General features: G+C 68.2%; 14 protein-coding genes. 5 read left to right on the forward strand and 9 right to left on the reverse strand.

Annotated elements, in window-relative coordinates; all coding sequences use genetic code 11:
• Nucleotides 1-28: 28 nt before the first annotated feature.
• A complete protein-coding gene (locus tag IPG50_12400; protein MBK6692982.1) occupies nt 29-1,252 on the forward strand; it encodes a hypothetical protein in 1,224 nt (407 codons plus the stop codon).
• A gap of 1,099 nt (nt 1,253-2,351) precedes the next feature.
• Entirely contained in the window at nt 2,352-2,672 is a 321-nt protein-coding gene (locus tag IPG50_12405; protein ID MBK6692983.1) for a hypothetical protein, read from the forward strand.
• A 48-nt stretch (nt 2,673-2,720) separates the two neighbouring features.
• Here the strand turns inward: IPG50_12405 and IPG50_12410 are convergent, their stop codons facing one another.
• The 6 genes from IPG50_12410 to IPG50_12435 all read right to left on the reverse strand — a co-directional run bounded on the left by IPG50_12410 (nt 2,721) and on the right by IPG50_12435 (nt 10,684).
• Nucleotides 2,721-3,797, reverse strand: a complete 1,077-nt coding sequence (locus IPG50_12410) for an SGNH/GDSL hydrolase family protein (GenBank protein MBK6692984.1) — start codon at nt 3,795-3,797, stop codon at nt 2,721-2,723.
• 76 nt (nt 3,798-3,873) lie between these two features.
• Nucleotides 3,874-6,111: a serine/threonine protein kinase gene (locus tag IPG50_12415; protein ID MBK6692985.1), complete on the reverse strand. Its 2,238-nt coding sequence runs from the start codon at nt 6,109-6,111 to the stop codon at nt 3,874-3,876.
• A gap of 14 nt (nt 6,112-6,125) precedes the next feature.
• Nucleotides 6,126-6,977: an ABC transporter ATP-binding protein gene (locus tag IPG50_12420; protein ID MBK6692986.1), complete on the reverse strand. Its 852-nt coding sequence runs from the start codon at nt 6,975-6,977 to the stop codon at nt 6,126-6,128.
• The gene (locus IPG50_12425; GenBank protein ID MBK6692987.1) at nt 6,974-7,753 is read right to left on the reverse strand and encodes a nitrate ABC transporter permease; all 780 of its coding nucleotides are present in this window, start codon (nt 7,751-7,753) and stop codon (nt 6,974-6,976) included. Before IPG50_12425 ends, IPG50_12420 begins: the two co-directional genes overlap by 4 nt.
• A 35-nt stretch (nt 7,754-7,788) precedes the next feature.
• Nucleotides 7,789-9,576, reverse strand: a complete 1,788-nt coding sequence (locus IPG50_12430; GenBank protein MBK6692988.1) for an OmpA family protein — start codon at nt 9,574-9,576, stop codon at nt 7,789-7,791.
• A gap of 280 nt (nt 9,577-9,856) precedes the next feature.
• Nucleotides 9,857-10,684 carry a hypothetical protein gene (locus IPG50_12435; protein MBK6692989.1) on the reverse strand — a complete coding sequence of 276 codons (828 nt, stop codon included), beginning with the start codon at nt 10,682-10,684 and terminating at the stop codon, nt 9,857-9,859.
• A 110-nt stretch (nt 10,685-10,794) separates the two neighbouring features.
• Here IPG50_12435 and IPG50_12440 point away from each other — a divergent pair, with 110 nt between their 5' ends.
• Both IPG50_12440 and IPG50_12445 read left to right on the forward strand, forming a co-directional pair.
• On the forward strand, nt 10,795-11,445 hold the full coding sequence (locus IPG50_12440; protein ID MBK6692990.1) for a hypothetical protein: 651 nt from the start codon (nt 10,795-10,797) through the stop codon (nt 11,443-11,445).
• A 75-nt stretch (nt 11,446-11,520) separates the two neighbouring features.
• Nucleotides 11,521-13,959, forward strand: coding sequence for a protein kinase (locus tag IPG50_12445; GenBank protein MBK6692991.1), 2,439 nt, complete (start codon nt 11,521-11,523; stop codon nt 13,957-13,959).
• Nucleotides 13,960-13,975: 16 nt separating this feature from the next.
• On the opposite strand, the gene IPG50_12450 is transcribed toward IPG50_12445, so the two are convergent.
• The 3 genes from IPG50_12450 to IPG50_12460 form a co-directional block, all read right to left on the reverse strand.
• Nucleotides 13,976-14,962: a hypothetical protein gene (locus tag IPG50_12450; GenBank protein ID MBK6692992.1), complete on the reverse strand. Its 987-nt coding sequence runs from the start codon at nt 14,960-14,962 to the stop codon at nt 13,976-13,978.
• Nucleotides 14,959-15,951, reverse strand: a complete 993-nt coding sequence (locus IPG50_12455) for a phosphatase PAP2 family protein (protein MBK6692993.1) — start codon at nt 15,949-15,951, stop codon at nt 14,959-14,961. The genes IPG50_12450 and IPG50_12455 overlap by 4 nt, the downstream gene beginning before the upstream one ends.
• Before the next feature lie 168 nt (nt 15,952-16,119).
• Nucleotides 16,120-17,631 (reverse strand): PAS domain S-box protein, encoded by a 1,512-nt coding sequence (locus IPG50_12460; protein ID MBK6692994.1) that lies wholly within the window; start codon nt 17,629-17,631, stop codon nt 16,120-16,122.
• A 114-nt stretch (nt 17,632-17,745) separates the two neighbouring features.
• Here IPG50_12460 and IPG50_12465 point away from each other — a divergent pair, with 114 nt between their 5' ends.
• The gene (locus IPG50_12465; GenBank protein MBK6692995.1) at nt 17,746-18,174 is read left to right on the forward strand and encodes a hypothetical protein; all 429 of its coding nucleotides are present in this window, start codon (nt 17,746-17,748) and stop codon (nt 18,172-18,174) included.
• Nucleotides 18,175-18,315: the final 141 nt, after the last annotated feature.

Genomic DNA, 18,315 nt, shown 5'->3' on the forward strand with positions numbered 1-18,315 from the left:
GGCCGCTTCCGTGCGCTACCCTCTCCCGATGCGGCGCGTCGTCCTCGCGGCTCTGTTCCTTGGTGGTGCCGCATGCCTGCACTTCGCGTGCGGGAACGATGGCGACGCGGCGGCGCCCGCGCCCGACGCGGCGACGGCCGAGACGTCTCCGGCGCCCAGCGGCGGCGACGCGGCCGACCCTCGCTGCGGAACGCAAGCGACGCTCCTAGGGACCCACCCGCACGCGAGCCTGCAGCCGACGCCGCTCGGCAAGACGCTCGGCGACACGCGCGGCTGGAAGGGCCTGCTCTACTTCGGCTACGGCGACTTCGAGGCGAACACGGGCCCGATTCACATCACGACCTTCGAGCCGAAGACGAAGGTGTGGCAAGACCGGCCCGTCGGCTACTTCGAGAGCGGCACGGGCGCGGCGAAGACGACGCCGGCCTTTGCGACGCACGCCATCGAGCGCTTCACCCCCATCGGCGACAGCCTCTACACGACCGCCGCCCAGCCGATCGCGGCGACGCCCTTCGACGGAACGACAGCGCCCGAATACGCGGTCGCGACGGGCGGCCACGACTGGAAGCAGATCGACATCGCGCCGCGAACGCTCCACATCACGAGCGCCATCGAGCGCGCGCCCGGCGACATCTACCTGACGGGCAGCGCCATCATGTCGACCGACGCGGCCGTCGGCGCTGCGGCGAACGGGCGGCCCGGCGGGCACATCTGGCGCTCCGTCGACGGCGGCCCCTTCTTCCAGCTCTTCCCCGACTTCGACGCGTCGACGCCCGAGTCCCAGTACTACGACATCACCGGCGGCTGGATCTTCGGCGCGGCGCTGGGCGGCGTCGCGTACATGAGCGAGTCGGGCTTCATCTACAAGCACGACGGCGGCGCCTGGGACTTCTGGGAAGAGTTCGGACAGTTCCTCGCGCCGGCTCCCTTCGCGGGTCACATCGTCTTCGCCGATCTCGGACAGTTTTTCGCGTTCGACGGCGCGAAGCGGAAGAACCTCGACTTCCGCTTCTTCGAGTCGCCGGGTCGCTACCAAACGAAGAAGGAGCCGCTCGCGCTCTTTCAAGTGACCGAGGGTCGCTTGCTCGCCGTGAAACACACGGGCGACGTCATGATGACGACCGACTTGGGGACCTGGAGCTGCATCGGAAAGGCGCCCGCCGACGCGACGTCGATCGGATCGCTCGACGGCGTCGTCTACTTCGGCTCGGTGAACAGCGCCGTGTACGGGTTCCCGACGAAGTCGTGGTGAGCCCGCGCGGAGCGGCGCGCGGGGCACGCGCGATCGCGTTGCGGCGAAGTCGATGCGCATTGCGGTCAAGTCGCACAATGAACACACCTGCCTACATTATACAATCTGTTGTCTGTTAGCACCTTTTGCTTGTCGGACTACGCATGATGCCTGTCGTTCGTTCAACATCCATTGTCTTTAGTATGGATTGATCTGACATTCGACAGACAAGAGATTCGATCTCGCCGACTCGCATGATGTGGCGACAGACAATAATGATGTAGCTCCCGACACCGCTTGAACTAGCCTACTATTGTCATAGTGATATCGCGTAATTGACCATATAGGACTGACATGTGTCGGCAATGGCTATGAAACGGTCGCCGATGCCCAAACAAGACCGTGTCATAAGTCCACATACGTAAATATCTCACAGACATACGCCGAGCCGCCGGCGCGGGGGCCGAGGCCTTAACACTTTGCATGCTAAGTGTTCGGGGACCGATGGCCGGCCCCGCCGACCGCCACGCGTGCCCCTTCGCCGGCCTGGCTGCCGCCCCGACCCGCTCAACGCCCGCGCGGGAGGCCAATTTCCTCGCCCCTGCCGGTTCGCGCCATGGTCAACTTCGCCAGTCGATCACCGCAAGGCGACGGCAGCGCCGCGTAAAAGGGGCTCCGGTGGCCGGGGTAGAAAAGGCACGTACGTTGCGTAGTGCGAAACGAGCCATGGAAGAGCGTGGACCGCGCAAAAGTTGGACGGGCGCCCTTCGCCTGCCCGCGTACGCGCCCTACGCGCCCCTCCTGGCCATCGCGCTGACGGCTCTTTCCACGACCGCGCACGTCGGCTGCGCCGGCGGCCGTGACGACGACACGCTCTCCGAAGACGCGCTCTACGGCTATGGCTACGGCTACGTGCCGGAGGTCGCAGCGTCCGCGGAGCCTCCGCCTTGCGGGCCCGTGCCGTTCCTAGCGCCTCCCCCCTTCCGGCCGCCAACGACGGCGCACCAACGGGCGTGCTCGCGCGAGCAACTCGACGCGCTCGTGCCCTGTTTGCTGAGCGGCTCGTGCCCCGCCATCGCGACGGCCGACGAAGCGTGCGTCGCGTGCCTCATGCCGGGCGATGGCGCCACCGCCGGCGGCGTCCTCACACGCGCGCGCCGACGAGCCCGTCCGCTACAGCCGCGGCGCTTGCGCATCGCTCATGATGAACGACCTCACGAGCGCGAGCTGCGGCGCGAAGGTCGAGACGCTCGAGGCGTGCGCCGCGGAGAGCTGCCGCGCCTGCGACGGCTCGGAAAAATCGCGCTGCGTACGCGACGCTGCGCGCGGCGTCTGCGAACCCTACACCGCGGAGGGCGCCTGCTTCCGCGGCCTCGATCCACGGGTGCAGCGCACCTGCCGCGATCCTTTGACCGCGGCCTCGTTCGTCTGCGGCAACTGAGCCGAGGATTCGTCCGGCCGGATCGAAACGCCGTCGTCGGCGGTTGAACTAGGGCGCGATCACGTCGGAAAACAGCTTCGCGATGACCTCGTGGCCCTTCGGCGTCGGGTGAATGCACGTGAGGTCGAACCAAAGCTCGGCGTTGGCGCCGCGGTAACACTGGAGCGTGGCGTCGTTGCGGCGATAGCCGTGACCGCAGAACGATTCGAGCAAGAAGACGATGTCCGACTTCGTGTCGACGGCGATGCGCATGTACTCCTCTTGGAGGTGCACCACCGCGGCCGTACCTTCGGTCCACGTGCCGCTCGTGCCGTCGAGGGCGGCCTGCGGGCACGAGAGCAAGTCGCCGCTCGTGTCTGTGTACTCGTAGACGTTGGCGAAGACGACGAAGCTGCCGTTCGGGAAGTGCGTGGGCGACTTGAGCCAGGTCACCGCGTCGCGAAGCTTCGCCGCGCTGTCGTCGGCGGCCTTCAAGGCATCCACGGCCGAGAGCTTGTCCTTCATCCACGCGTGGATGTCGTTGCCGCCCATGGTCATCACCACGAGGGTCTTCTTGGCTTCAACGCCCGTCGGGAAGCACTTCTCGATCTGCTTTCCGCCTTCTAGGAAGTCGTCGTTGCGAGCGCCCCACTTGGAGCAATCGGACACCGCCACGGCGGAGCCGAACTTCGCCTTCACCGACGCCTCCACGCGCGCGCGGTAATACTCCCACGGCATCGTCGGCGGCGTGCCCGTCGTCACCGAGTCGCCGAGGAAGACGAGCCGCTCCACACCAGCGATGGCTTGGTGCTTGGTGCCCGCGCAGTTCTTCCCCATGACCGGCGCGAACTTGTCGTAGTTCGGCCCCACGATGGCGCCTTCGAGCGCTTGAAAACACTCCTTCGCGGTCGTCGGGCTCGGCTTCGGCGTGGCGTCGGGCACCGACGCGTCACGCTCCACGACCGTCGACGGGCCCGTCGATGAGGCGGCCGGCGTCGTCGTCGACGACGGCGTGTATTCGTCACGCCCAATGACGGTGCGGTCGCCCCCGCTCGCGCCAGTGGGCCCCGCCGGCGGAGCGTCGGCGGAACAGCCAAAGGCCAACGCGGCGAAAAAGGCCGTCGCGCGGAGGAGCGTGTTTCCCATGCTCCGTGAGCGGTAGCGCCCTCCAGCGAAAGCGCCAACATAAAAACGACGTCGTTCCTATGTCTCGCGGGCGTCTCTACCAGCCGGCGCATGAAAGAGAGAGCGCGTTGACGGTCGCGCCGCCATAAAGAACCCAGGCGCCCCCTTCTGCGAGGGCAGCACCTAACACCAGCCCATCGGCCACAAGCTCGCTCCGCTGGCCGGCGGCATCTTCGAGCGTTTCCGTCGAGGACCCGAAATGCGTCGTAGCCCGCTCGGCGTCGGTCCACACGAGGAGGAGACGGTCGCCCTTCGCCGCGACGGCGAACGAGGACGGCGAGCCCAGCGGGAGCGTGCGGCGCGGCCCGAAGTCCGCGGCCCCCTGCGGAAGGCGCCGGTAGTGGAGGCTCCGGGTCTCGCCTTCACGCTGATTCCACACGACGAAAAGCTCATCCCCTCGGGCGATCACCGCCGAGTCGCTGATGGTCCCCGTCGCGAGCTCGATGAGCGGTGGCACCACCTCGGCCACGAGCGGCGGCACCACCGATGCGTAGAGCTTGCTCCCAGCCACGAACGTGATGGCGGAGCGGCTGCGCCCTGAGGCACCGGCGACCTGGCGCGGCAGCGCGGCAGGCGAATCTGCGTCACTGGCAAAGAGAGCAACCTCGGCGTTCTTGCCGTAGAGCGATGCGAGGCGCACCTCATCGCGGAGCGGAGCGTCCTTCTCGCCCAAGACGGTCCCCGCCGAGACGACGATCAGCTGCGTGGTGGTCGAAGCGACCGCGTGCTCCCGCAAGCGATAGCGAGCGCTGTTGCGCCCTCCCCGAGGAACGTACGGCCGTCGCTCGAGGTCCCGGAAGAAGAGTGAGACGAACGACGACTCCTCGCCACGCATCGCCGAGGTCCGCGCTCCGACGACGGCGACGTCGCCTTGAGTGACCGCGGGCACGAGCCGCACGTTGGGCGCCTCGGCCACGCCGGGGAAGACGAAGGCGATTGGCGCACCGCTATCGCCGATGGGCATGGTGAGGTTTGCGAACCACCACGCGTCCTCGCTCCCCGTCCTTCCGAAGCCCGTGATGAGCGCCTCCGGGTGACCGGAAGCGATCTGCGGTCGGCGGAAGAGTTGGCCGCTTGGATAGGAGCGCCGGCCAGAAACCACGCATCCCTTAGGCGGGCTCGAGGCGGTAGCAGCGGCAGGGCTCGGTGCCGCCGTTCGGTTGCGAAGGCCAACGCCAAGGGCCGCAGCGGCGCCAACGGCGAGCGTCCCCAGCAGCAAGAGCGGCAGCGAGCGGTCGCCCGCGGCGGACGCCAGCCTGGAGCGCGGCGCCGTCGTGCGGTCGCGGCCTCCGCTCTCTTCCGGTGAGGCGGGCATGGTCGCGGCCCGCGAGTCCGGCGGGGCGTCGCCGCCCTCATGCTCGCGCGCGCCGAGCAGCGCGAGCGGGGCGTCTTCGGCGAACGGCTGAAGATCGCGTACCAGGTGGCTCACGCTCGCGTAGCGCTCCGTCAGATCTTTCCGAAGACACCGGAGCACCACCGCTTCGAGCTCCTCCGGCAGGTCTTCGCGCAAGCTCCGCGGGCGCCGCGGCTCTTCGTTGACGATCATTACCGAGAGCGCCGTCAACGTGGGCGCCGAGAACGGCGGCTCACCGGTCACAAGCTCGTAGAGCACGGCCCCGAGCGCCCACACGTCTGTGCGAGCGTCGACTCCCTTCATGCTCTTGATCTGCTCCGGTGACATGTAGAGCGGAGAGCCCAGCGCATCGGTCGTCGCCGTTAGCGAGGGGCTCGCGGCCTCCGGCGCCTTGGAGATGCCGAAGTCGAGGACCACGACGCGCTCGGCACCGTCGAAGCGACGGGAGACAAAGAGGTTCGACGGCTTGACGTCGCGATGCACGATGCCGCGCCGGTGCGCTTCCACAAGGGCGTGGCACGCGTCGAGGATGCAGCGCACGGCCGCCGGCACGGGGAGAGGGCCCACGATCCGGAGCACCTGCGCCAGGTCTGTGCCGACGAGCCGCTCCATCGCGATGTACGGCGCGCCGTCGTCGAGGGTCCCGACGTCGAGCACGCGCACCGCGTGCTCGCTCTCGAGCGCCGCCGCCGATTGAGCCTCCCGCAGAAAGCGCGCGCGCGCGCCGGTGCTCGCGAGGGCATCCTCGTTCATCAACTTGATGGCGACGCTTTTGCCGAGCTCGAGGTGCCACGCCGCGAAAACGACGCCCATGCCGCCTTCGCCGAGGAGCCGCTCGATGCGGTACTTGCCAGCGATGACGTCGCCGCTCTTGGGTCGGTTCCCGTCCGCGCCGCCGCCGTCGCCGCTGCCGACACGCATTGGACGAGGGTACGTCAAAGATGCGGAAAGTGCGCGCGGAGCTCGCGCTCGAGGGCGTCGAACTCGGGACGATCCTCGACGTTCGGCTGGTAGGCGAGCCCGAGGGCCACCAGGTCGATGGTGCGTTGGACCCGCGCGCCGGGCTCGAAGGCGTCGTCCTTGCGGTCGCGTCCGAGGATGAAGATTGTGTCGCTCACGATCATCGCCGCGCGAATGTCGTGGGTGACAAGGACGACGGTGTTCTCGTCGTCAAGGTTCGCCGTCTGTTGAATGAGCCGACTGACGTCACCGAGGGCCGCCGGGTCGAGGCCGCTGAAGGGTTCGTCCATGAGCAGGAACGTCCGCGGCGCCACGAGCTGCTGGGCGATCGATGCTCGCTGCCGCTGCCCGCCGGAGAGCTCCTTCGGGTAGGCCTTGCGCCGGTCCTCCAACCTAAAATGCACGACGAGCTCGTTCACGCGCTTCTCAGCGGCAGCGGGCGTCATGCCCGCGAGCTTGCCGGCGAGGAGGAGATTCGACTCGACGCTGCGATGCTCGAGGAGCGGATAGTCCTGAAAGACGTAACCGACGCGCGAGACATCGAGCGGCCCACCGCCATGCCCCGCGATCACGCCCTTGTCGGGTTGATCGAGGCCGGCGATAAGCCGCAAGAGGCGCGTCTTGCCGATGCCCGACGGTCCCAACAGCGCCACCACTTGCCCCGTGACGGCGCCGTCGCGCTTCCGGTCGAGCATCTCCAGCGACAGGTCGCGCAAGACGAGCTTGTCGCCCAGCGTGAGCGAGACGTCCTTGACCGACAGAAGGACGTCGCCCTCTTTGATCTCCTTGATCTCCTCGGCCTTCTTGGTCTCGTTGGTCTCGCTCACCGCGCGACCTTTCCGAGCGAAGCCCAGGGGCAGACGACACGCTCCAAGAGTCCCATCGCGAAATCGATGGCGAGGCCCACCACGAGGATGACGAGCAAGATCGCGTAGACCTCGGGCAACAAGAAGTGCTTGTTCTCGTTCAGGAGCATGGCGCCGAGGCCGCCTTCGGCGCGACTGATCCCTTCGACCATCGTGATCATCGACCAGCCCATGGCGACGTTCTGCCTCGTGACGTCGAGCGCTTGCTCGAGCGTCCCGCGAACAACGACCTCCCAGACGGTGCGCAGCTCACCGGCGCCGAGCACCTTCATGTGCTCGAAGCGCGCGCGCGGGATGTCCGCGACGATGCGCTCCATCGCCGTCACGAAGAACGTGCTCATGCCAAAGACCAAGAGCGCCACCTTGAGTCCGTAGCCGCCGCCGGTCATCAGCGTGAACGGGAAGACGAGGCCCGTAAGGCCCAAAAACCGAAGCTTCGCGACGCCCGCCACGACGGGACGAATGACCGGCACCACGCTCGCGTAGGCGAGCAAGAGCGACACCACGGTCGTGATGAGCGTCGCGTGCAGGATGAGCCGGAGCGTGACGAAGAGCTCGGGCCCCATGCCGCGCTGCCACCACAGCGCGCCGAGCGCGTGCCAGACCTCAAAGGGCTTGGGGAGACTCTGCCAAGGACTCGCGAGCCAGAGGGCCAGCGCGACGACGATCCAAACGGCGACGATGAGCCCCGTGGTGGAGGCGCGCAGCACTCGGTTGGGAAGGAAGCCGCTCCACATGGTGTCGCTCGCTACACGCGCTCTCTGCCGCGCGTCTAGGCGCCGGTGCCGAGCACGATGACGACGCGGCGGTTCTTGGCGCGACCTTCGTTGGTGGTGTTGGGCGCCACCGGCTCGGTCTGCCCCTTCGCGAAGACCTTCACACGACCTTCGGGGAAGTTCGTCGCGCTCTGCTTCTCGAGCCACGTCTTGACGGCGAATGCGCGCTGCTCGGAGAGCTTCATGTTGCCGTCGGGCGAGCCCTGATCGTCGGTGTGGCCGTGGATCTCGACGAGCGTTCCGCTGGCGACCACGAGATCGCCGAGCAGCGTCTTCAAGGTCTCCTGCGTCTGCCCCGTGAACTCGGCGCTGCCGGTGGCGAACTGAATGTCCCAAGCCTTGCGACTCACCACCGAGGTGATCTTCTGCGTCGCCGTGAAGCTCGGGTTGTCGGCCGGCGTCGCGGGCGCGGCCGCGTCGGCGAGGGCCTTGATGTACGCGGTGTCGGTGACCTTCTCGGCCGGGTAAATCGAGGGCACGAGATCGGGGTATTGCGATTTGACGATGTTGCCGAAGACCGTGTACGTCGCGGCGAAGGCGTTCACCGAACCGGGCGCCATGCCGAAGAGCTGGAGGTTGTCAGCGAGGTTGTTGACCGACGAACCGCCGAGCTCCACGACGAGCCCCTGCTTGTCCTTCTGCTCGACGACCTTGAAGTACTTGTGCCAGTAGGCCGCGTCCTTCTCCTTGTAGACGTGAGCGCTGATGGCCGCCGCCTTGCGGAGGGCTTCGTCGGATTGCTTGAGCTTGTCGCCGGCGTCGAAGATCGCGCCAAGCATGCTGCTGACGGTCTTCGCGTTCTTCGTCATCCACTTCTTGTTGCCGATGATGACGTTGGGCATCTGCGAGCGGTACTCCTTCGTGGAGACGATGGAGACGAGGCCGCCCTTCTGCTCCGCCACGGTGACGTCACCGGGCGTCCACGTGACGACGCCGTTGACGCACTTCTTCTCCTTCTGGCCGGTCTTGATGTTCTTCAAGTCGACGCAGAAGCCGCTTACGTATTTCTGCCCCGCGTCGATGTAGTCCGACGCGTTGACCCAGTTGAGCGCGTCAGGATCGTAGGTCGTCTCGCTGGGGTTGTTGGGGATCTTGTTGTCGCCGAGCCACTTGAGGGCGATGTTCCAGTCGCCGTCGCGGAGGTAGCCAGCCACGAGCCCGCCGCGCGCCGCCTGCGGGTTTTGCTTCCACGCCGGGGGCCCCATGAACTTGTCTTCGCCGCGGCTGTAGCCGGCCGAGCCGACGACCTGCGCGATGGAGTCGGGGCTGATCTTCTCCAAGCGATCGTTTAGCGCCTTCAAGAACGTCGCCGAGCCGTCGCCCATGATGGCCACGAAGTGAGCGCCGCCGGCGGGGTTGGCTTCGCCCTTCTTGAGCCCTTCGGCGAACGTCGCCAAGAGGTTCTGCATGTTGTCGGTGTTGTCCTCGCGGATGAGCTTGAGGTTCACGCCTCGCTCACACATGAGGCTGCCGGCGACGGCTTGCTTGCCGCCGGTCGCGTACATGAGGCCCATCTGCGCGTTCCACGCCCAGTGGTAGAAGCGGACCTCGGGCAGGTTCGCACAACCGGCCGGCGCATCGCCGACGGTCGGGAAGCTGCCGCTCCCCTCCCCCGGCAACTGCGCTTGGGGCGGTACGTTCGAAGATGGCACGAGCCCCGACGCGGCCGGCGGCGCGACTTGGCCGAGCCACTGCGGGTTCTTGTAAACGACGAAGCCCCCCGTGGCTGCGACGACGACCGCAATGAAAACCTTCGCCTGCGTGGTGAGCCTGAAACGAGCCACGGTTCCCTCTCCTTCGCGTGACGAGCCTCGCGGCCTCCTCGCGCTGGCGGGGAGGATATCGGACGCGGGCCGAAACACGCTCTTTTGTGACGACAAGGCGCTGGCGACGCCAGGCCCTTCCGAACGGAGAAGAAGCTGGGGCCGGCCCAAGGCGGCGCAAGCTCCAATCGGCACAATCGGATTGGCACGCACGTTTCCACGCCGAAGCGATCGACGCCACACGGCCTCCTCTTAAGAGGAGGGACACAGAGGCTCGCCGATGCGCTCTTGCCTAGGGTGCCTAGCGCGACGCGCGGCGCGCGGGCTCCTCCGCGGCGTCCTCAAGCTCGGCGTAGACAGCGTCCATGTCTTGCGTCGTCTCGCGAATCGTCGCGACGCCCAGGCGAAGCTCATCGACACGCGACGACAGCTCCCCCGGCGCTGTCATGGCGACGATCTCGTCGCCGAGCAAGCGCACCGTGTTGTCGAGGAGGTCCATCTGGCCGCGCGCGCCGGCGATGGTCTGCGCGAGGTCGTCGAAGCGACGACGACGCTCGCCCAAGACCTCGAGGTTCTTCTCCGCAACCTCGCGCCGCTGGTCTCGCTCGGGGAACGCCTTCGCTTGGTCCTGATAGCGCCGCCAGAGCGCGTTCAGGTGCTCGAAGTTCACCATGCGGAGGTGCGCCTCGCCCTTGCTGGCCATGATGGCGAGATCGAGGAAGTCGTCGTAGAGGCCATCGAGCTTGACGAGCTCGGCGCGCACCAGCTCGGCCGTCATCGACGGGTTCTCGAGGGCGAGCTTGCGAATGCGAGCGACGGCGTCGAAGAAGACTTGCGCGCGCGCCTGATCGGCGTCGGGGAGCGAACGGTACTTGTCGTCGCGCACCCTCGTGATGCCGGCGAGGCGTTCTTGTTCGTGGACCTTGTCGAACCACACGTTCTGCAGCGCCGCCGAGTCGGGCGCGAAGAGCATCCACACCGTCTCGGCGACGAGCGCGCCGACGCCGATCCACCAGTGCCCCGTCGCCGCAGACGCCACCGATGCGCCCGCCAAGAGCGAGAGGTTGTAAGGATTCAGGAAGGCGTACTTGGCGTAAGGCGGATCGTCCGCGCTCTTCTTCTTCTTCACAGTCGGGCTCGGTTTCGCCGGGGGCGCGAAAGGTGACCGACCGATGGTACCATCGCCTTCGCGCGCGCGATTCATCACGTTTGGATTCGCGTCGCAGCGGGAGGCTTCTCGTGGCGAAGAAGAGTTTGGGCGAGTCGGTGCTGGGTTGGTTCGTCGTCCGCGAAGACGACGAAGAGGCGAGTCCCGCAGAACTCATCGAGGAATACGCGGCGAAGCCGGCCGCCCAGCCGCCCGCGCCCGACGCGCCCAAGTCGCTCCGCCTCGACGGCGAGGTGCCGATGGTGACCGCGGGCCGGCACCTCGACGCCGCGATCCTCGAGAAGGTCTACCAGGCCGCGAAGATCTCCCCGGAGGAGCAGGAGCGCGTGAAGAAGGCCCAGGCGCTCGTCGACAGCCTGCCGGCGGAGACGCCGCAAGACGTGAAGCGACAAATCGTGGAGGCTTCGCTCAAGGCCTTTCAGATCCCCATCGAGGACATCGTCGAGGGCGCGGTGGAGCAGATTCAGGCGCTCGAGGCTTACATCCAGCACGGCGCGCGGCACACGCAGAGCGTGCTGGGCGACGCGCAAAAGCGCATCGAGAAGCTGCAAGCGGAGATCTTGGAGATCAAGAAGCTGATGGAGCTTCAGGTTTCCACGCAGCAAGGCCTCGCGCGGAGCTGCAACGACGAGAAGGTCAAAGTCCAAAAAGTCCTCGAGTTCTTCGGTCAAGAAATTGTCGCGAAGGTTGTCCGCGACTCGCCAAAGCTCGTGGAGCCGTAGCGCGGAGCCCTAGGCTGCGGGGCGGGCGCCGTAGCTGTCTGGCTGGCGACGCCTCCTTTCGGCTAACCTCCGCCGATGCGTTCGCCCGTCGCGCGCTATCGCATCGAGGCGCCGCTCCGGCAGACGAGCGCCGGCGACCTCTTTCGCGCGATCGACTCGGACACGGGCCGCCCCATCGCGCTCAAGCTCCAGCGCCCTGACGACGGCGCCTCCCCGGCGGAGCGCCTCCGCGGCGCACGGGCCTGCGCCGCGGTGCACCACGCGAGCCTGCCGACGATCTACGAAGTCGGCGAGGCCGATGGGACCGTGTTCGTCGCCCTGGAGCTGGTGACGGGGCCGACGATGCGAGAGCGCGTCGCCAGCGATGCGATCCCGACGTCGACCAAGCTCGAATGGCTCCAAGACCTCGCCGGCGCGCTCGAGGTCATGCACCAAGGGGGCCTCGTTCATCGCGACCTGACCCCCGACCATGTCGTCGTGGATCGCGACGGCAAGGCTCGCTTCATGGACTTTGGTCTCGCCGAAGGCAAGCTCTCAAACGATGGCGCACACGCCGCGATGGCGCTCGCGGGGACGCCGCGGTACATGGCGCCCGAGCAGCGGCTCGGCCTCGCGACGGCTGCGAGCGATCAGCACGCGTGGGGCACGTTGGCCTACGAGGTCGTCGCGGGTCACCATCCCGACGAACGCGCGGCGACGGCCCCGCGCCTCTCGGAGCTTGCGCCAGGCCTTCCCGACGAGTGGGAGTCGGTGATCACGCGGGCGCGGAGCGAGGATGCGGCGCGGCGCTTTGCGACGATGACCGATCTCCGAAGCGCCCTTGGCCTCGTGGCCGAAAGCCTCACGACGATCGCGACGCCGGCAAAGTTCGACGAAGCCGCGGATCTCGTCACAGAGATTAGGCTCCCCGGGGAAGGAAAGCCCGACGCGCCGGATGCCGACGACGAAGCGGCGACGCTCGAGCCCGTGGTCGCGCCGGCCCTTGCGGCTCCTCTCGCGCCATCTGTCGCTGGCGCGTCCCCGTCGAAGGCGCCGGTGCAAGCGTCGCCCCTGCGTGTTCGCGGGCGGGGCGAAGTGCCCCAGGTTGGCGAGATCCTCGACGGCCGCTATCAGCTCACCGGCGTCTTGGGCCGCGGCACGATGGGAGAGGTCTTCGCGGGCGAACACCTCCTCCTCAAGCGCCCCGTCGCCATCAAGTTCTTGCGGTCCACGGGCGCCGAGGCGGTCCACGATCGCTTCGCCCGCGAGGCGCTCGTCACCTCCGAGCTCTCGAGCCGACACGCGACACGCGTCTTCGACGTGGCGACGCCGAAGAACCGGGCGCCGTACATCGTCATGGAGCTGCTCACGGGACAAGATCTCGAGGCCGTTCTCCAGCAGCGCGGACCGCTCCCGCTGCGCGAAGCCGTTCATCACGTGCTCGAGGCGTGCGACGCGCTCGCCGAGGCCCACGCGCTCGGCGTAGTCCACCGCGATCTGAAACCCGGCAACATCTTCCTCGCCACGGCGGCCGATGGCTCACGCTTCGCCAAGGTCGTCGACTTCGGCCTTTCGAAGATCACCGACGAACGGCGCATCGCCGTCGGCTCGGACATCTCGCAGACGAACATGATCATGGGCTCGCCGGCGTACATGTCGCCGGAGCAGATTCGAAGCACGAAGAAGGTCGACGCGCGAACCGACGTTTGGTCTCTCGGCGTCGTGCTCTACGAGCTTCTCACGGCAGCGCTGCCCTTCGACGGCGCTACGCCCGCGACGGTGTTCTTGGCCGTGACGACGGAGGCCTACGTGCCCATCCGCACGCGCAACCCGGGACTGCCCGAGGAGCTCGACGCGCTCTTCGCGCGCTGTTTCGCCAAGGACCTGACCGAGCGGCTCCCGAGCATCCAGGAGTTCGCGTTGGCGCTCCGCGCCTTCGTCGGCCCGGAGGAAGCGCCTCTTCTGGAATCCATCGCGTCGCGCGGCAAACCGGCTGCCTTGCCGACCATGCCGTCCACGCCCCCGACGTCGCGGGTCGATCGGCCGCGGCCTCCGGCGCACGGCGGCGCCTCGCGTGGGCCCGCGGCTCGTGCGTCTCGTGCCAAAGCACCGAGGCGAACGCCCAAGCCGGGCGACAAAGGTTCGCGGGCGGAGGCCCTGGTGCAGTCGTTGCGACGGCTTCCGCCGCGCGTGCTCGCGGTGGTCGGCGCCGGCGCGCTCGTGGTGCTCCTCGCGCTCTTCTTTGCCCTTCGGCCATCGCGCGAGGTCGTGCCGCCGGCCACAAGCGACGACGCGCCCGCCTCGACCAAGCCAACGGCGCCGCCGCCGCCGACTGCGCCTCCGACGGCGACGTTCCCAACACCACCCGCGACGGCGCCCACGTCGGCGGTGGCGATTCCGCCCGTCGTTGCGCCCAGCGTTCCGCCGGTCACGTCGTCGCCCGCGCCGAACGCGCCCGGCGAGGTCCGTGGCACAGCACCGGCGCGCCCCAAAGTGCAACGGCCGCGTCCTACAGCGTTGCCCAATCGACCGTGACGCGCGCGGCCTTCGTTTACTCGGTGGCCCAGCGGTAGCGAACGCCGAGCTCGGTGAAGTCGCCGCCGGAGAGACCGAGCCGATCGGGACTCCACACGGTCAAGACGAAGCTGCCGCGCACCTCGAAGTGACGCGACAGCACCACGCGAAAGACGGGCCCAGCGCGCACGGTGGTGTCGGACTCGCGCCGGGGAACGTTGAGGACATCGGCCACAAAGCCAACGGAGTGCTGGTTGTAGGCACCAAGCCGCAAGAGATAACCGCCGCGCAGGCGCCAGACGAGCGGCGGGTTCACCACCACCTTCAGCGTCTCCTCGAAGACGTAGGCGCCGTTCGGCACGTTGGCGACGTACGAGCCGCTGGCGAGCGCGAGGACTTCACCGGGCCCGACAGGCACGGTCCCGTCGAGCTCGACCTCGTGAGTCACGATCCGCGCCCGATCGAGCGCGGCGTTTTCGAGATCAAGGCGACCGTAGTTGTCTTTGACGGGCAAGTAGGAGTGCTGGAACGCCGAGAAGTAGCGCGAGCCCACGCGCACATCGAAGTGCGGCAAAGACAGGCGCAAGCCGCCGTAGGCCGCGAGGCCGGCGCCCGTCGCCACGGGGTTTACGTCCACGCCAAACCACCGCGTAAACGGCAAGCCGTAGCCAAAGGACGCGCGCGGCCTGACGTAGAGGTACCCACCGTCGACGGTCGTCGCGAAGAAGAGGCGGTCCTTCCCTTCCCACCAGGAGCGCCGCATGGTCGGATCCACGAGCGCGTCGCTCGACTTCGCGTCGGTCGCGTCGGCCGGGGCCGGGGCGGCGGGCGGCCCGACGGGCGGCGAGGTCGACGCCACGGGCGCCGGCTCCGCGACGGGAGCGGTCTCGGCGCGAGCGTCGGCCGGCGCGTCGACGGGGGCGTTGACCGGTACGTTGGCTGGCGCTTCGTCGCCGAGAGCCGCCGGCGACCAAGCGAACGACAGGGCCGCAAGACCAAGACCAAAGCCAAGGCGGCGCGTCAAAACGAGCCTCCCAACGAGAGGCCCATGCCCATGGGGACAAGGCGCACGCGGAGCCCCTCGCGCTCGCGCGCCCCCTTCGTCGTATCCGTCCCGTGGAGTAGCGGAATCGTCACCCCGAGTGCGCTGCCCACGAGCGCGCCCGTCAGGACATCGGTTGCATAGTGCATGTCGCCGACGATGCGAAAGGTGCCCGTCGTGGCCGCCACGCCCAAGGCGATGACGCAGGTGGCGGCGTCGCGGCCGTCGCCCAAGAGGCCCATCTTCATGTGGTTGACGCAGAGCACCGCCGCCGACGCGAACGATTGGGCCGAGTGACCGCTGAAGAAGCTGCGAAAGCGAACCTGCTTGTCGCAATCGACGCCGCTCTCGGGAATGCTGCCACCGCAGTCGTTGCCAAAAGGCCTCTGCCTACCGACGAGCGTCGTCGTCATGCCTTGCGCGGCAGCCACCACCGCAAGCACCTCCGCGTCGACGATGGCGATCTGCTTGGCGACCTCCGAGTTGCCGCGGTACCACCAGGCGCTGATGAGCGAGTCGACGAGGATCGGCCAGGTCGTGAGGAGCGACACGCCGACGTCGCTCGCGTCGCGGATTCGGTAGCGCTGGTCGACAGACTTGAGGCGCAACGCGCCGCGGACGTCGTCGTCGAACCACAGACCGTGGCGGAGCTCGCCGGCCCTCGGCGGAACCACGGCGGCGCCCACGGCCACGCCTACGGCCAGGCCCGTCACGACGAAATCCGCGAGGCCCGTCTCGTAGCGGAACGTGGGCTGCCACGCCTCGGTGGCTCCGCCCACCACGGCGCCTTGCTGGACGCCCGGCGGCAACGACTGACGCCGAACGGTCGGTTCGTCCGAAGCCGGCTTCGCCGCCGCGGGACCCGTGGCCGCCGGTGCAGCCGCCGGCGAGACCGGAGCCTCCACCGAGTCGGCCGTCTGCGCCGTCTGCGCCATGGCCGCGGGAGCGCCGAAAAGAGCGGCGACGGCCACGAGAACGCGCGCCGCGGAAGCGCGAAAAGACGGCGATGGGCCCAACGAACCGACGATACAACAACGGTCCCCAGGGCGGGGAACAACGCCGTCTCTTGGCCGCGGGGCGCGAGCGGCCTGAAGCCGAACGCGACGCCCGAACGCTAGGCCAGAACGCTGGCCCGAACGCTAGGCCCGAGAGCTCGGCGGGCCCTCCAAGAGCGCCGCCTCGAGCGCGGAGATCGAGAAGGGCTTCTCGATGCGACGGTTCGGCACGCTCGCGAGAAACTGAACCGTGTCATCGAGGAAGCTCCCGCCCGACATGAAGACGATGCGATCCTCAAGGCCCGGGCGCTCCCGCGCAACGCGCGTGAAGACGTCGACGCCGCTCACGCCGGGCATTTGCACATCGCAGAGGACCACGTCGGGCGGGGCGTCTCCCGTCAGTCGATGAATGGCTTGGTCGCCAGAGGTGGCCACCTCCACTTGGAAACGATCCGACAAGAGCGCCTGAACCGTTCGGAGGAGCGCCGGCTCGTCGTCTACGACCAGCACCGAGCGCCGGGCGGGAGCGCTGACGCGCTCGCTCCGAGGCGCGGCGAGGATCGCGTCGACGTCGTCGGCGGAGGCGAGCTCGAGCCGCGCCGTGGTGCCACCGCCGAGGCGGCTCTCGAGTGTGAGCTTGCCGCCGAGCTTCTCGACGATGGTGTGGCAGATCCAGAGACCGAGGCCGCTGCCGGAGCCGGCCTTCGTCGTAAAGAATGGATCGAAGGCCCGCGCGAGGACGTCGCTCGCCATGCCTTCACCGTTGTCGCGCACGGTCACGACGACGCGGCCGGATCGCTCGCAGTCCGCCGAGAGCGCGATGAGGTTCTCGGGGGCCGGCCGCGCGAAGGACTGCGCCGCGTTCACGATGAGGTTCACGAGGACCTGCTCGATGCGGAGCGCGTCGCCGCGAACACGCGGGAGCTCACCAACCTCGACCGCGAGCCGAGCGCGCGGCTCGACCTCGTGAGCGACGAGGCGACGAACGTCGCCGACCACCGTCGCGAGGTTCGCGCTTCCGCTGCGACCGTCACCGTCGCGAGCGAAGGCGCGAAGGTCGCGGACGATGGCGGCCACGCGATCGAGGCCACCGCGCACGTCGGAGAGGATTCCCTCGACTTGGCGACGCCCGTCTTCATCGGCCTCGCCGGTCGCGACGCGACGGAGGCGATCGAGACTCAAGAGCGCAAAGGCCAGCGGATTGTTGATCTCGTGCGCGAGGCCCGTCGCCAACGTCCCCACCGAGGCGAGGCGTTCGGCGCGCGCCAACTCGGCCTCAAGGCGGGCGCGCTCGGTCACGTCGCGTGCAAAGGCGATGACCGCCGGGCCGCCTTCCCAGGGTAGCGGCAGCGAGGTGATCTCGGCGGCGACCTCGCCGCCATCTTTGCGCTTCGCGCGATACGTACGAGGACCGAGGCTTTCGCCGCCGCGGCTCGCCATGATGCGCTCTTGCATCACGCGCATGTCGTCGGGCGAAAGAAACTCCCCCATCGAGCGGCCGACGAGGTCGGAGGGCTCTTGGCAACCCAGCAGCCGCAACGCCGCGGCGTTCGCGAAGAGGACGACCCCCCGACGCGAGACGACGACGCCATCGGGCGCCGCCTCCACGAGGGCCCGAAAATGCACGTCGTCCGCGCGTTCGTCTTCGTCCGTCATAGGCCCCCGCCGCCGCCTCCCCGGGGGGGAGCATACGCGCCCTCGGACGCCGCGGCGAGGCCCTGAAATGCGAAGCGGCTCGCTCGTCGGCCCGATCTTTGGCAAAGTCTGCCGATGCGAGTCCTTCCGCTGAGCGGGTTTTTGACGTTCGCCGCCCTCGCGACGGCATCCTGCGATGGCGGCGAAGGGCATCGCCATCGCCGCCATGCTCGGCCACCTGTGTGCACAGTGCACCCAACTTGCGGGGAGTGCACGCCGGTCTTGGGCTGCGGGTGGTGCTTCGGTGGGACCGGCGGTGGCGTCTGCGTGGCGAGCGAGAACGCCTGCCCTCGCGGCTCGGCGGGCTTCACCTGGGACCCGCCTGGTTGCTTTGCCAACGTGTCCGTCGACGCGTCCGCCGACGGGCGGGCGCTCGCCTCGCCCCTCGCCGACAACGACGCGGCGACGAGCCTGGGAGAGCAGGACGGCGGGAGCGACGGCGCCTCCAGCTCCGACGACGCAAGCGGCAGCGACGCCGGTGGCGCCGATGCCAACGTCGACTGAGTCCGAGTCACCCCGCGGCGGCGCCCCAGTCGTCGACGAAGACCCGAGACCGCACCGCGGGCGGAATTGTGCGGCCCGACTGCGGCGCTTTGTCGCACCCTGGATTTCCCGTAGCCTGGCTTGTTGAGCTGCCACGAGGAT

Source organism: Myxococcales bacterium (genome assembly GCA_016703425.1).
GTDB lineage: Bacteria > Myxococcota_A > Polyangia > Polyangiales > Polyangiaceae > JADJCA01.

Coding starts and splice junctions, on each gene's coding strand:
- IPG50_12400 (MBK6692982.1), top strand. CDS start 29: ATGCGGCGCGTCGTCCTCGCGGCTCTGTTCCTTGGTGGTGCCGCATGC.
- IPG50_12405 (MBK6692983.1), top strand. CDS start 2,352: ATGGCGCCACCGCCGGCGGCGTCCTCACACGCGCGCGCCGACGAGCCC.
- IPG50_12410 (MBK6692984.1), bottom strand. CDS start 3,797: ATGGGAAACACGCTCCTCCGCGCGACGGCCTTTTTCGCCGCGTTGGCC.
- IPG50_12415 (MBK6692985.1), bottom strand. CDS start 6,111: ATGCGTGTCGGCAGCGGCGACGGCGGCGGCGCGGACGGGAACCGACCC.
- IPG50_12425 (MBK6692987.1), bottom strand. CDS start 7,753: ATGTGGAGCGGCTTCCTTCCCAACCGAGTGCTGCGCGCCTCCACCACG.
- IPG50_12445 (MBK6692991.1), top strand. CDS start 11,521: ATGCGTTCGCCCGTCGCGCGCTATCGCATCGAGGCGCCGCTCCGGCAG.
- IPG50_12460 (MBK6692994.1), bottom strand. CDS start 17,631: ATGACGGACGAAGACGAACGCGCGGACGACGTGCATTTTCGGGCCCTC.
- IPG50_12465 (MBK6692995.1), top strand. CDS start 17,746: ATGCGAGTCCTTCCGCTGAGCGGGTTTTTGACGTTCGCCGCCCTCGCG.